The organism is Microbacterium invictum, assembly GCF_034421375.1.
Taxonomy (GTDB): domain Bacteria; phylum Actinomycetota; class Actinomycetes; order Actinomycetales; family Microbacteriaceae; genus Microbacterium; species Microbacterium invictum_A.
In genome coordinates this window covers 381,395-394,050 of sequence record NZ_CP139779.1, presented here as the reverse complement: position 1 = coordinate 394,050, position 12,656 = coordinate 381,395, and the positions used below count along the sequence as shown (strand labels likewise).

Genomic DNA, 12,656 nt, shown 5'->3' with positions numbered 1-12,656 from the left:
AACGATCAGGTGAAGAAAGGAAGAGCGATGTCCAACTACAGCGACACGAGCGTGTCGGGGACGACTGGCGGGGCTCCGGGTTCATCGGGCACCCTCGACACGGCCAAGAGCGAAGCGTCCGATCTCGCGCACACCGCTGGCGGCGAGGCGAAGGCTGTCGTCGACGTTGCCAAGACCGAAGCCGCGTCGGTCGCCCACGAGGCGAAGTCTCAGGCGAAGGACCTGTTCGCACAGTCGCAGCAGGAACTGAAGGACCAGGCACGGACCCAGCAGCAGCGGGTGGCAAGCGGCTTGCGAACCGTCGGCGGCGATCTTCAGAGCATGGCGGACCGCGCAGAATCCGATTCCTTCGCAGCCGATCTCGTCCGCCAGGTGTCCAGTCGGGTTTCATCGGCGTCGGCCTGGCTCAGCGACCGTGAGCCGGCGGACGTGCTCGACGAGGTCAAGCGCTTCGCCCGACGCCGCCCCGGTGTGTTCATCCTCAGCGCCGCGATCGCGGGGGTCGTGGTGGGCCGCCTCACCCGTGCCCTCGCCACCAATGCGGCGGATGCCAAGAAGTCGGATGCCGCGGGAGCCGCCCCGCAGCGAACGGCATCACCGGTGTCGGATGCGAGCCTCATCGAGCCGACGGTCGGTGGTGCGGCGGATGAGCTGTCTGTCGCCGAGCCGACTCCGATTTACGCGCAGTCGACCGCGGGCGCCGCAGGGCCCACCCACCCCGTCACGGAGGACGGCGATGTCCGACGCGACTCCCTCTGAGCACAAGGCCGCGACAACCTCGCTCGGCGACCTCCTGGGCGAGGTGACGCGAGACGTTTCCACCCTGATGCGTCAGGAGGTGGCCCTCGCCAAGGCCGAGCTGAAGGAGTCGGCGGGCAAGACCGCCAAGGGCGTCGGTGAGTTGGGCGGCGCGGCATACGCCGCGATGATGGCGATCTTCTTCCTGTCGGTCGCACTGTGGTGGGCGCTGTCCCTCCTGATCGGCGGAGGATGGGCCGCCGTCATCGTGGCCGTGATCTGGGCGGCCATCGCCCTGGTCCTCTTCGCCGTCGGACGCGGCGAGATGAAGAAGGTGCAGGGAGCTCCGCAGACCGTGGAGACCCTCAAGGAAATCCCCGAAACGTTGAGAAGGAATGAGGAGAACCGATGAGTGATTCACCGGAAGCCATCCGCGCCGATATCGAGCGGACCCGGCGCGAGCTCGGCGGCGACGTCGATGCTCTGGCTGATAAGGTCTCGCCGTCGAAGATCATGGAGCGCCAGACGAACAAAGTGAAGGGTGTCGTGGGATCGGTCCGTGACCGATTGATGGGGGCCGCGGATGACGCAGGCTCCACACTCGCCGGCGCCGGTGACGCGGTCGGCTCTGCGACCCACCGGGTCGCGACGAAGGCCGAGGGCAACCCCCTGGCCGTGGGTCTGATGGCCTTCGCGGCAGGCCTGCTCGTCGCCTCCCTCGTTCCGGCATCGGCCAAGGAGAAGGAACTCGCCGACACCGTGAAAGACAAGGCACAGCCGCTCGTCGACGAGGTGACCGAGGTCGCCAAGGAGGCGGGGTCACACCTGCGCGAGCCTGTGAAGGAGGCGGCGGCCGCGGTGAAGGAGTCCGCGATCGATTCGGCGGGCACGGTCAAAGACGAGGCGACCACCGCCGCGGCAGAGGTCAAGGGCCAGGCCGACACGTCTCGGCAGCACTTGGCAGGCTGAGGTCGATCACCGCTCAGGTGGTGCCGGGGACGGTCGACCCGGCACCACCCGTCATCGAGGAGATGAGGACAATGCGACGACTTCACTACTCGGGCAGTTACGTGCTCACGTCGGACGAGGTGAGCAAGGCCGTCTTGCGCTACGCACGGGCGCTGGCCGACACCCATACCTCGGATGTCGTGACCATCCCCGTCCTCGAGCAGGGCGGGGCGCCCGGGCTGGCTCACTTCCTGCTCGGACCGGCGAGTCAGCTGTACACGACCCCTGTTGCGGAATCGATCGACGAGATCAACGACCCCGACCTCGTCGACGAGCTGCAGCGACGCGCTAACAGGCTGCAGCCGTCGGTGGCCGAGTGGCCGGACCTGATGCACGGCGACGAGGTGTACGGCGAGGACGACTTCTGACCCGGGGGCATCGTGCTATCACCAAGGATGCTCGGGGGTCAACCACGTTGTCACCGGGGTGGCCGGCGTTCAGCGTAGAAGGTATCCCCCTACCTGACGAACACCGAAACCCAGGAGGTGACCGGTGGGAAAGTTCATCTATGACGGCCTCGTGAAGGTCGATTTCGAAGACCGTCTGCTGCTCCACCTGCAGATGGTGATCGCCGCGAAACTGCGGCGTGGCGAGGCGTTCAACTTCACCTGGAAAGACGACAGCAGCATCGGCGACGGCCGGACGACCGTGTGGGTGCACCCGCGGTGCTCCATCGTCTACAAGTTCTACGGCAGCCGCCGTCCGGCGGTGAACCGGGCGTGGATCGAGGCGTTGGCCTATACGGCCAACTCGCCGACCGGGCTATACATCGTCCCCGAACCGCAGAGCGACCAGCTCCGCCTCGACGAGGTGGGGGTCATCTGATGAAACGCATCGACATCATCTACGGTGGTCAGCTCTTCAGTGTCGGCGGTCGGACGCCCGAGGACCTCACCCGAGAGATCACTCAGGCGGTTGCCGACCACGGGGGGTGGCTGACCGTCAACGACGGGGAGGGTGAACGGCGCGAGGCGCTGCTGTTCATCGGCCCCGGCGTGCCGATCGCGGTCGTGCCGATTCCGGATCCACCGGCTCAGCCGGAGAACGATGCGACAGTGACGAGTCCGGGGTCATAACAGGTCAGTCGACGGCTGCTGCAGTCGTACCATCGCTTAGGGTCGGTGCTGTGACCGACCCCCTCGCCCGACACACCGACTATGGCAACGAGAGCCTGGTCGAATCGGATGTCGCCGACGATCCGATCGCGCAGTTCGCGGCGTGGCTCGAGGACGCCGCCGCGCGCGGCGTCTACGAACCGAACGCGATGGTGCTCGGCACCGTCGACGCCGACGGCACGCCTTCGAGCAGGACCGTGCTGCTGCGGGCCGTCGACGCCGACGGGTTCGTGTTCTACACCGACAGATCGTCACGGAAGGGTCGCGCGCTCGCCGCCCACCCCGTGGCGACGCTGCTCTTCCCCTGGTACGCGCTGCACCGGCAGGTGAACGTCACCGGCGAGGTGGCGTTCGTGGATGACGCCGAGTCCGACGCCTACTGGGCGTCGCGTCCGCACGGGTCGCGTGTGGCGGCGACGGCGAGCGCGCAGTCGCAGCCGATCGGGTCGCGCGGGGAGCTCGAGGCGTGGGTCGCCGAGGTCGAAACGGCCTACCCCGAGGGACGCGAGGTCCCGCGCCCGTCGCGCTGGGGCGGATATCGCCTGCGACCCCGCCGCATCGAGTTCTGGCAGGGCCGCACGTCGCGGCTGCACGACCGGCTCGTCTTCACGCGGGCGGCCGATGAGGGCGCCTGGAAGGTCGAGCGGCTGCAGCCCTGAGGCGGCTGGCGTCACGCCGTGGCACGAGGAGGATCGAGCCGCATCGTCTCGCGACGGTTTCCGGCCGACGTCGAGGCGTGCGACTCGAGAAGTTCTCTCAGAGTGTGCTCGACAGGCAGCGTCGGGCGTCCGAGCATCCGCTCGAGGGTGGGATCGACCGCATCGAATTCGCCCCTGCGGGCGGCACGGAACATGCCGAGGGAGAAGTCGGCCACCAGAGGCGAGAGCCCCCGGGCGATCGCCATCGCCCGCCATTCCTCGTCGGAGACGGTGACGCGCGTGATCGTGCGTCCCGTGAGGGTGCTGAGGAGGCCCGCGACGGCGCCGAGGTCGAGGGACGCGGAGCCGGTGAGGGGAGGCGAGATCCCGTCGACAGTGTCGGCACGGGTCAGAGCGAGCGCAGTAGCCTCGGCGAGGTCATCGTGCGCGGTCCAGGAAACGGGCCCGTCTTCGGGGACGATGATCTGCCCGGTGGACAACGCGCTTGGCAGATGGATCCCCAGCGCGTTGGCATAGAACCCGTTCCGCAGCGCGACGAACGGCACGGCCTGCTGCGCAAGATAGGTCTGGGTGGCGGCGTGAGCGTGCTGAGGCGGGAAGAGCGAGTCAGCGGAGGCCGCCTGGTGGCTCGTATACAGGATGCGCGCCGCGCCGACGGCGATCGCTGCGTCGATGGCCGATCTGTTCGCCTCGAACGCGCCGCCACCGCGGATGGCAGCGGAGACGACGCAGACCTGGTCAGCATCCTGGAAGGCGTGCTCCAACGTCGCCGGTCTGGTGAAGTCGCCCGTCCGAACACGGACGCCCCTCTGCGCCAGAGCCGACGCTCTGCTCGCATCTCGGACGCTCACCCCTATCTCCTCCGCGGGCACCCGCGCGAGGAGTTGCTGCACGATCCGTCCGCCGAGATTTCCCGTAGCACCCGTCACGATTATCACTGTTACTCCTTCGTTGTTTTCCTTGATAACGTCGACCGTACCACAGCGCGTTTCCAACGAAACGTGGAACTTGATAACGTTGATAAATGCCGGTCGATTCGAAGACGTCCCCTCGCGCCGAGCTGCGCACGCAGATCATCGAGGCGGCCCATCGGCTTCTCCGGGACGAAGGCGTCGCCGCGGTCACGACCCGTCGGGTCGCGGAGGCTGCCGGAGTGCAGGCGCCCACGATCTATCGGCTGTTCGGCGACAAGGACGGCCTCCTCGACGCCGTCGCCGAGCATGCGATGGCCTTGCACGTCGCAGCGAAGGCATCGCACGATGCCGACGAGGACGACCCCGTCCGCGCACTGGTCGCAGGATGGCGCAGTCAGATCGACTTCGGCCTGTCGAACCCCGAACTCATCCGGCTGATGGGCGCCCGCGGTGAGACATCCCCCGCCATCGCGGCCGGGATCGAGGTCTTGCGCGGTCGCATCCACCGCCTCGCGGGTGCCGGACTGCTCCGGGTCAGCGAGCAGCGGGCCCTGGACATGGTCCACGCCGCCGGCGTCGGCGCTGTGCAGGCACTGCGGGAGATGCCGCCGCAGCACAGGGACGTCGGACTCTCCGACGCCCTCCTCGACGCGGTGCTCGCACAGATCTGCCGGCAAGACCGCGTCGCCGACGACGCGGAGCCCGCCACCTCGATCATCGTCCGATTCGCCACACTCGTCCCCGAGCTCCCCGGGCTGAGCACCGCTGAGCGGTCCTTGATGAGCGAGTGGCTCGAGAAGTCGATCCGAGCCGCGCAGGGGTGAGCCTCGAGGGGGCGGATGTCGTCATGACTGATCAGCGGATGCAGGCAGTGACATCCCCTTCTTCTTCCCGCCGTGATGCCATCACCGAGAGGTCCCAGCCACCCTGCCCCACGGCCTGGTGCTGAGCGAGGTTGGCCTCGGCAGCCCGCAGAGCGGGCAGCGGGACATCCGATGCCGCGATCGCGAGGGCCGCGTCCTTCGCGAGGGCGTCGACGGTGAACTGCGCGTCGGCGAAGCCCGCTTCCCTGATCGTCGGACCTTTCGCCGCCACCACACCCGCCAGCGGGGTCTGCTCGAGCACGCGCAGGACGGTCTCGAGGCAGAGCCCCGACCCGATCACGGGCGTGTGCACGTGTCGGATGCCGCGCGCTCCCCCAAGCCGCGAAGTCGTCCGCATCGGCGGGCCCGACGGTGGTGACGTCGATCTACAGGCATCCCGCCGGGATCGTCAGGCCGGCATCCACGATCACCTCGCGTACGACGGCGGGCCCGAACAGCACCGAGAGCACGACGTCGGCATCTCGGACGGCATCCGCTCCGGCGTCGTCGCGAGGGCGGCACCGGAGGCGACCAGCTCGGCGGCGTGACCCGGAGTGCGGTTGTAGAGCCGGATGTCGTGTCGGGCCGCCAGCAGATGACCGACGAGGGCGCGCCCCATCCGACCGGTTCCGAGGACCGCGATCCTCATCGCGTGCTCGAATGCACGTAAAAGTGGTTGCCTTCGGTGTCGGCGACGAGGGCGAAGAAGCCGTATCCCGGCCGTTCGCTGATCGACTCGACGACGGATCCACCCGCCTCGATGACGGTCGCCACCGCCTCGCTCGCGGACGCATCGACGTCGAAGTACGGCAGCGTCCCGTGACCGTCGGGGAGGAAACCGGTGGTCTCGTTGAGCGAGACGACGGGATCGCCGGGAATGATGACGATGGCTCTCCCGTCGCCACGGGCGACATCGATCGGGTCGTGGCCGAACACGGCGGCGTAGAAGCGGTTGGCGCGATCGATGTCGAGGGCGGCCAGCTCGATCCAGATGGTCTTCATGATTCCTCCTCCACCCGCGGGCTGCGGGCTCTGACTTCGAGCGTGGCCGAGCGTTTCGGCGCCGCCCAGGTCGCGGTTCGGCTGCCGCGCGCGGGTGGCCCTGGCAGGGCCACCCCGAGCGCGGTCGGGCGGATCGATAATGGTGCGATGGCAGAGGATGACTCGCTGGGGGCCTATCTTCGCGCATGCCGTCAGCGGGTCGGGCCGGCCGACGTGGGGCTTCCCGTTCATGCGAAGCGCCGCACCGAAGGCCTGCGTCGCGAAGAGGTCGCCGTCCTGGCAGGGGTGAGTGTCGACTACTACACCCGGCTCGAGCAGGGCCGCGACCAGCACCCGTCGCCATCCATCGTCCGCGCCCTGGCTGTCGCCCTCAGGCTCACCCCGGCCGAGCGGTCCCACCTCTTCCTGCTGGCCGGTCTCACCGAACCGCAGAGCTACACCTCCGAGACCCGGGAATCCGTGAGGTCGCTGCTCGACACCCTGATGCCGGATCCTGCGTACGTCGTCACGCCGCCGGGCGACTTCGTCGCGTGGAACGACGCGACGAGCATCCTGTGGATCGACCCCGCCACTTTGCCGCCCGAGCATCGGAATCTCGCGTGGATGACCCTGATGGACCCGCGGATGCGCGAGCTCTGGATCGACTGGGAATCGATCGCGAGGGAGACGGTGGCCTACCTGCGGGCGGCCGCCGTGCGCTACCCGGACGACCGCCGGTTGATGTCGCTGTTGGCCGAGTTGCGAGCGGAGAGCACAGAGTTCGTGGACTGGTGGAACCAGAACGACGTGGTCGTCCGCAGGTCACCGCGAAAGCGCTTCGCCCACCCGACCCACGGCGAGATCTCCTTCACGAACGAATCGATGGAACTCGTCGGGGAAGGACTGCTGTTCATGGTCTATGTGCCCGCGGATGCCGCGAGCGCGATGGTCTGCAGAACGCTGTGCGACAAGCCTCACGACACCCGGCGGTTGCGGGCAGTCGAGTCAACTGGGTGATCCATCGGCTTCACGGCCGCGCGCGGCTCCGCATCCGGAGGCGCCACAGAGAGGATTAGTCAGTCTCGACGCGGCGCTCTCCTTCATGGCGCCGGGATGGCTCGGACTCTGTTGTTCCGCGCCCCGTGCTCGAGCTCGACCATCCCCAGGGCCTCGAGGAGCGGCGGCAGGTACATGCCGAACCGCCCCCGGTATCCCTTCCGAGTGCCGTACCAGCCACCGACCGGATTGCTCTCGCTCCGCCCCCAGGCCTCGACGGTTCCCGGCGCCGCAGGCTTGTTCTCGTCCGCGGCGCCGAGCAGCACCCAGTCCTGCTGCGCGAGGAGCCATTCGTGAAGATCCTCGATCGCGCGCGCCCGATAGGTGAGCCGAGTGCTGCCCACCTGGCAGACGAGCTGGTCGCCGTCCCGGTACATGGTGTACTCCGAGCTGCCCGGTGGCGTCTTCAGCACCCACGGATCCGCTTGCGTGCCCTCGGCCATGGCCCTCCTCGCGTCCTTCGCCATAAGTGTGAACCCTGTTCGGACCGAGGGAAAGGGCATCATCCATCGGTCCCGGGCGACCGCTGACGACGGACCTGGACCACGCACACCGGAGCCTTCGTCCGCCGGCGACTCACGAGATCCAGAAGGGAACGGAGATGACCGCTGCCCCGCACAGCATGAGGATGACGCCGATGGCCGCCGATCTCTTGACGGTGCCTGTCCCGAGCTTTCGCACCAGGGCCTGCAGTCGCTCCTGCACGCGCCGCCGGGCGAGGAGCCCCACCGCCAGCAGAACAAGACAGGGAAGGCAGTAGATGACGGTGTAGCCGGCGATCACCAGAAGCCCTGCCCCCACGCCCGTCCCGGTGGCGACCAGACGCTCGATCGCGATGAAGTACGGGAAGGCGTTCGGCAGATCGGCGGCGGTCAACACCACCCCGAACGGAAGTGCCGTCCACGGGCTGAACCACGTCGGCAGGACGATCGGGCGACGCTCGCGGTCACGGAATCGGCGAACCCCGGCCACGATGAGAGCGATGCCCGCCGCACCGAAGGCGACGAACCGGAGGCCTGTCACGATCCCGTTCACCGCTCCGGCGGCTGCCCCCGCTGTCAAGAACAGCGCTGACCCCACGGTGAACACCGTCAGCGCGGCGCCCAGCACCGCCGCGCCCGCGACGAGCCCTGGCCGCCGTGGTGCAGCGATGAGAATGAGCGTCACGGCGACGATCGTGGCCGGATTAAGCGAGTCCAGCAGCGCAAGTCCCGCGATGCCGAGGAGAAGTGCGGCACTCACCGGCCGGCATCCGTCCCCGGGCCGTCACCGATGAGGAAGGCTGCCAGTTCGTCGATGTGGTCCGTTCCCGCATCCAGTCCGGCGACGGCATTGGCCACGAGCGCGTCGCCGACCAGCCGGATCACCCGCGCACGCATCGGATCACCCACCTCCGCTGCGATCAGCGACTCCCACCGGGCGATCGCGGCCCGCGCGTCATCGAGCATCCCCTGCATCGCAGGGTCGGAGGGCCGAAACGCGGCCGCCAAGCCCTGCAGCAGCTCCCGCTCCTCCACCCCCGGAAGAGAGAGCCGCAACCAGGTCTCCGCAGCGGAATGGGATGCGGCCGCCGCGCTCATCGCCGTGTCGACGTCATCGATCGCCACGGTGGCCAGCCCTGCGATAAGCGCAGCGCGGGACGGAAAGTGGTGGATCAGCCCACCCTTCGACACCCCCGCGGCCTCAGCCACCGCGTTCAACGACGGCATGACCCCCCGCGCCAACAGCAACCGCCGAGCAGCATCGAGAATGACGTCGCGCATACAGACACTCTACCGTACCGACCGACCACCCGGTCGGTCGGTACGGTCAGGTCTCGCGGACCACGGCGGGCGCGAAGCTCGTGGCGTACGCCCTCGTCACGTCACAGACCACCGTCGACGGCACCGGCTGGACGGCGGCGGTTCTGGCGACGTTCCTCAGCCCACCGCTTCCGCCGCCGGTCATCCCCTCGCTCCCCTCCGCACCGCATCTCCCATCGCGCGGACCGCGTCGGCGAGGATCGGCCGCGGTGTGGCGAAGACGATCCGGACGAAGTCTTCGTACCCCTGGCCGAGCAGCGCTCCCTCGGTCAGCACGACACCTGCATGATCGCGGAAGAACTCCGCGGGCGGTCCGGGAAGATCGAGTGCGGCGGTGTCGATCCACGCGATGTAGGTCGCCTCGGGTACCCGGTATCGAGCGCCCGGAAGGTGCTCAGCGAGCAGGCTCTGCAGGTCGTGCCGTTCCTGATCGAGGTAATGGATGACGTCCTCGAGCCACCCTCGCCCGTCGCGGTAGGCGGCGATCGCCGCCACCACTCCGAGCGTCGCCGCCCCATGCTGCACCGCGAATCCGAAGCGGCGATAGGCGGCCTGATCGGCGTCGTTGGAGGTGATCAGCTGCGCGGTCTTGAGCCCCGCGAGATTCCACGCTTTCGATGCGCTCGTGCCGGTGATGGTGTGCGCCGCCGTCGCGTCGGACAGCGACGCGTAGGGAACGTGCGCAACGCCGTCGTACCGCAGGGGGGCGTGGATCTCGTCGGCGAACACGCGCCCACCGTGCCGCTCGACGATCTGAGCGAGCTCGCTCAGCTCTGCACGGGTCAGGACGGTTCCGGTCGGATTATGAGGATTGCACAGGATGAGCGTTCGCGCGCCCGCGGCGAAGGCCGCGTCGATCCGGTCGAGGTCGTGCCGCCACCGCCCGTCGACGACGACGCCCGGCACCTCCACCACCGGGTGACCGATGGTCGGCAGGTACGTCAGGAAGGGCATGTAGGCGGGCGTCGGAACGATCACCGGCGAGCCTGCCGGGGCGTACTCGGTGACCGCGACACCCAACGCCGCCATCACATCGGAGACGGCATGGACCTGCTGCGGATCGATGTCCCACCCGTACTCCGTGCGCATCCATTCCGCCGTCGCCTCGCCGAGCTGTGCGGCGAGGGGCGGTGAGAGATAGCCCAGCGTGCCCTCGTCGATGGCGCGGTGAAGGGCGTTCGTGACGGGCGCAGCGACACCGAAGTCCATCTCGGCGACCCACGCGCCTATGGCGCCGGGACGCAGGCTCCACTTCCGGCTTTCCGGACGATCGAGCTCAGGCCGCCCCATCCGATCGAACGGGTGGGCATCGGCTGAGCGATGAGCTGTCATCCGTCGGTGCGCAGCGCGGCGAGCGACGCGAAGGGCGTGCCCACAGCATCCGAGATCTCGGACCGGACGATCTTCGCCCCGGCGCACAGCGCGGCCAGCTTCCCGCGCGCGACGCTCGACGCCAGCGGTGCCATGCCGCAGTTGGTGGACGGGTAGAGCTTGTCGGCATCGACGAAACGCAACGCGCTGCGCAGCGTGTCGGCGACCTCCTCCGGCGTCTCGACGGTGTTCGTCGCAACGTCGATCGCGCCGACCATGAGCTTCTTCCCCCGGGCGAGGTCGAGAAGCTCGATCGGCACGCGGGAGTTGTGACGCTCGAGAGAAAGGATGTCGAGACTCGACCGCTGCAGGGTGGGAAGGGTCTCCTCGTACTGGCGCCACTCGGATCCGAGCGTCTTCTTCCACGTGGTGTTGGCCTCGATGCCGTACCCGTAGCAGATGTGCACCGCGGTCTCACAGGACAACCCGGATGCGGCGCGCTCCAGCGCGGCGATCCCCCAGTCGTTCGCCTCGTCGTGGAACACCGTGAAGGCGGGCTCGTCGAACTGCACGATGTCGACACCGACGGCGGCGAGGTCCTTGGCCTCCTGATTGAGGATTCCGGCGAACTCCGACGCGAGTTTCTCCCGGCTGCGGTAGTGCGCGTCGAAGAGGGTGTCGACCATGGTCATCGGACCGGGAAGAGCCCACTTGATGGGCTGGTCGGTGTGCGCGCGCAGGAACCGGGCATCATCGACGAACACCGGCGCGCCCCGCGAGACATCTCCGACGACCCGCGGCACAGCCGCGTCGTATCGATCCCGGATTCTCACCGTGGCCCGGTTCTTGAAATCCACCCCGACGAGATTCTCGATGAAGGTGGTGACGAAGTGCTGCCGTGTCTGCTCCCCGTCACCGACGATGTCCAGGCCCGCGTCGAGCTGATCGGCGAGGGAGAGTCGCAGCGCGTCCCGCTTGCCGTCGGCAAGTTCCTCGCCGGTCAGTTTCCAGGGCGACCACAGGGTCTCCGACTGTGCGAGCCACGATGGCTTCGGCAGGCTGCCCGCCGTCGAGGTGGGAAGGAGCCTGGTCGGGATGTCTCGTGTCACCGTTTCTCTCCCGGATCGCCGGTCTGAGCGGTCTGCAGGTCGGACCACCGCTGCAACCTCTCCCCGTGGGGGGCGATGAGCACCTCTTCGGCGAATCTTCCCTGCTCGACGGCGAGACGCGCGCGCTCGTCCCGGTCATAGGTGACCTGCGTCGTGGAGAAGTCTGTGTGCTCCAGACTCGGACGATATCGCGCACCCGCGGCGGCGTTGGCGTTGTAGATCTCGGGTCGATAGATCTTCTGGAACGTCTCCATGGTGCTGATCGTCGCGATGAGCGGAAGGATCCCGTAGTCGCTCAGAAGGTCGCCGCGGAAGTAGAACGCCAGGGGCGCGACGCTGCCGGGCGGCATGAAGTAGCGGACGCCCAGTCCCATCTTGGCGAAGTAGGTGTCGGTGAACGAGTACTCGTCCTGCACGTACTCCACACCCAGGAGGGGGTGACGGTTGTCCGTCCGGTGGTAGGTCTTCGTGCTCGACGCGCTGAGGCACACAACGGGCGACGTGTCGAAAGCGCGGGTGTACGCGTCGGAGGAGAGAAAGGCGCGGAACAGGTTTCCATGCAGCTGTCCGAAGGTCTCGGGGATGCTCCCGCTCGGGCCCTCTCCGGCGAGACGGGGCAGAAGGATGCTGAAGTCGTAGTCGCGCACATACGACGACAGGTTGTTGCCGACGATCCCGGGGATGCGCCGGCCGAGCCGCCGGTCCACGATCGTCGTCTGAAGCATCTCGATGAGCGGGAAGGCGGGGTTTTCCAGATCGGCTTCGTCGGTGCTGTCGATCTGAAGACCCACCGAGACGATCTGGAGTTCGACGCGGTAGCGGTCGCGGTCGGGATTGTCCCAATCGGCGAGATCGTTGAAGCGCGCGTCGATCATCGTGAGGACGTTGCGCAGGTTCTCCTGGCGGCGCTCACCTCGGGCGAGATTGGCGTAGTTGGTGGTCAGCCGGGTACTGCGGGGCGGCACGTACGTCTCGTCGAACGGCGTGCGCTCGACACGGAATGTCAGGCCGACGGGACAGTCCGCATCGGACTCGGCCGACTCCGATGCGGCAGCGGGCCGGTGAGAGACCGGGGAGATAACACTCATCGAAGATCCATC

Annotated in this window: 19 protein-coding genes; 9 read left to right on the top strand and 10 right to left on the bottom strand. The window is 67.9% G+C overall.

The genetic code is table 11. The features are described from left to right. Positions 1–27: 27 nt before the first annotated feature. The 7 genes from T9R20_RS01960 to pdxH all read left to right on the top strand — a co-directional run bounded on the left by T9R20_RS01960 (position 28) and on the right by pdxH (position 3,520). Positions 28–759 (top strand): hypothetical protein, encoded by a 732-nt coding sequence (locus T9R20_RS01960; protein ID WP_322410882.1) that lies wholly within the window; start codon positions 28–30, stop codon positions 757–759. Continuing rightward, on the top strand, positions 737–1,150 hold the full coding sequence (locus T9R20_RS01955; protein WP_322410881.1) for a phage holin family protein: 414 nt from the start codon (positions 737–739) through the stop codon (positions 1,148–1,150). Before T9R20_RS01960 ends, T9R20_RS01955 begins: the two co-directional genes overlap by 23 nt. Next, positions 1,147–1,707: a DUF3618 domain-containing protein gene (locus tag T9R20_RS01950; protein WP_322410880.1), complete on the top strand. Its 561-nt coding sequence runs from the start codon at positions 1,147–1,149 to the stop codon at positions 1,705–1,707. The genes T9R20_RS01955 and T9R20_RS01950 overlap by 4 nt, the downstream gene beginning before the upstream one ends. A 71-nt stretch (positions 1,708–1,778) precedes the next feature. Next, on the top strand, positions 1,779–2,114 hold the full coding sequence (locus T9R20_RS01945) for a hypothetical protein (protein WP_322410879.1): 336 nt from the start codon (positions 1,779–1,781) through the stop codon (positions 2,112–2,114). 124 nt (positions 2,115–2,238) lie between these two features. Further along, positions 2,239–2,571, top strand: coding sequence for an ATP-dependent DNA ligase (locus T9R20_RS01940; protein WP_248241655.1), 333 nt, complete (start codon positions 2,239–2,241; stop codon positions 2,569–2,571). Beyond that, positions 2,571–2,822, top strand: coding sequence for a hypothetical protein (locus tag T9R20_RS01935; protein ID WP_322410878.1), 252 nt, complete (start codon positions 2,571–2,573; stop codon positions 2,820–2,822). The genes T9R20_RS01940 and T9R20_RS01935 overlap by 1 nt, the downstream gene beginning before the upstream one ends. Before the next feature lie 50 nt (positions 2,823–2,872). Further along, entirely contained in the window at positions 2,873–3,520 is a 648-nt protein-coding gene (gene pdxH, locus T9R20_RS01930; RefSeq protein WP_322410877.1) for a pyridoxamine 5'-phosphate oxidase, read from the top strand. Between the two features lie 11 nt (positions 3,521–3,531). Here pdxH and T9R20_RS01925 read toward each other — a convergent pair whose 3' ends face one another. Then, entirely contained in the window at positions 3,532–4,449 is a 918-nt protein-coding gene (locus T9R20_RS01925) for an NAD(P)H-binding protein (protein WP_322410876.1), read from the bottom strand. A gap of 95 nt (positions 4,450–4,544) precedes the next feature. On the opposite strand from T9R20_RS01925, the gene T9R20_RS01920 reads away from it, so the two are divergent. Next, positions 4,545–5,258: a TetR/AcrR family transcriptional regulator gene (locus T9R20_RS01920; RefSeq protein ID WP_322410875.1), complete on the top strand. Its 714-nt coding sequence runs from the start codon at positions 4,545–4,547 to the stop codon at positions 5,256–5,258. A 31-nt stretch (positions 5,259–5,289) separates the two neighbouring features. Here T9R20_RS01920 and T9R20_RS01915 read toward each other — a convergent pair whose 3' ends face one another. From T9R20_RS01915 to T9R20_RS01905, 3 genes are all read right to left on the bottom strand, one after another. Further along, positions 5,290–5,610, bottom strand: coding sequence for a hypothetical protein (locus T9R20_RS01915; protein ID WP_322410874.1), 321 nt, complete (start codon positions 5,608–5,610; stop codon positions 5,290–5,292). Positions 5,611–5,724: 114 nt separating this feature from the next. After that, a complete protein-coding gene (locus T9R20_RS17060) occupies positions 5,725–5,916 on the bottom strand; it encodes an NAD(P)-binding domain-containing protein (protein WP_416182984.1) in 192 nt (63 codons plus the stop codon). Positions 5,917–5,942: 26 nt separating this feature from the next. Further along, positions 5,943–6,299, bottom strand: a complete 357-nt coding sequence (locus T9R20_RS01905; protein ID WP_322410872.1) for a VOC family protein — start codon at positions 6,297–6,299, stop codon at positions 5,943–5,945. 147 nt (positions 6,300–6,446) lie between these two features. Here T9R20_RS01905 and T9R20_RS01900 point away from each other — a divergent pair, with 147 nt between their 5' ends. Further along, positions 6,447–7,295 (top strand): helix-turn-helix transcriptional regulator, encoded by an 849-nt coding sequence (locus T9R20_RS01900; protein WP_322410871.1) that lies wholly within the window; start codon positions 6,447–6,449, stop codon positions 7,293–7,295. A gap of 83 nt (positions 7,296–7,378) precedes the next feature. Here the strand turns inward: T9R20_RS01900 and T9R20_RS01895 are convergent, their stop codons facing one another. The 6 genes from T9R20_RS01895 to T9R20_RS01870 all read right to left on the bottom strand — a co-directional run bounded on the left by T9R20_RS01895 (position 7,379) and on the right by T9R20_RS01870 (position 12,644). Next, the gene (locus tag T9R20_RS01895) at positions 7,379–7,777 is read right to left on the bottom strand and encodes a DUF6855 family protein (protein WP_322410870.1); all 399 of its coding nucleotides are present in this window, start codon (positions 7,775–7,777) and stop codon (positions 7,379–7,381) included. A 133-nt stretch (positions 7,778–7,910) separates the two neighbouring features. Next, positions 7,911–8,576, bottom strand: coding sequence for a GAP family protein (locus T9R20_RS01890; RefSeq protein ID WP_322410869.1), 666 nt, complete (start codon positions 8,574–8,576; stop codon positions 7,911–7,913). Continuing rightward, a complete protein-coding gene (locus tag T9R20_RS01885; RefSeq protein ID WP_322410868.1) occupies positions 8,573–9,097 on the bottom strand; it encodes a helix-turn-helix domain-containing protein in 525 nt (174 codons plus the stop codon). Before T9R20_RS01885 ends, T9R20_RS01890 begins: the two co-directional genes overlap by 4 nt. Positions 9,098–9,277: 180 nt before the next feature. Continuing rightward, entirely contained in the window at positions 9,278–10,468 is a 1,191-nt protein-coding gene (locus tag T9R20_RS01880; protein ID WP_322410867.1) for a MalY/PatB family protein, read from the bottom strand. Continuing rightward, positions 10,465–11,556, bottom strand: coding sequence for a methionine synthase (locus T9R20_RS01875; protein WP_322410866.1), 1,092 nt, complete (start codon positions 11,554–11,556; stop codon positions 10,465–10,467). The genes T9R20_RS01880 and T9R20_RS01875 overlap by 4 nt, the downstream gene beginning before the upstream one ends. Next, positions 11,553–12,644 (bottom strand): putative oxygenase MesX, encoded by a 1,092-nt coding sequence (locus T9R20_RS01870; RefSeq protein WP_322410865.1) that lies wholly within the window; start codon positions 12,642–12,644, stop codon positions 11,553–11,555. Before T9R20_RS01870 ends, T9R20_RS01875 begins: the two co-directional genes overlap by 4 nt. Positions 12,645–12,656 lie beyond the last annotated feature (12 nt).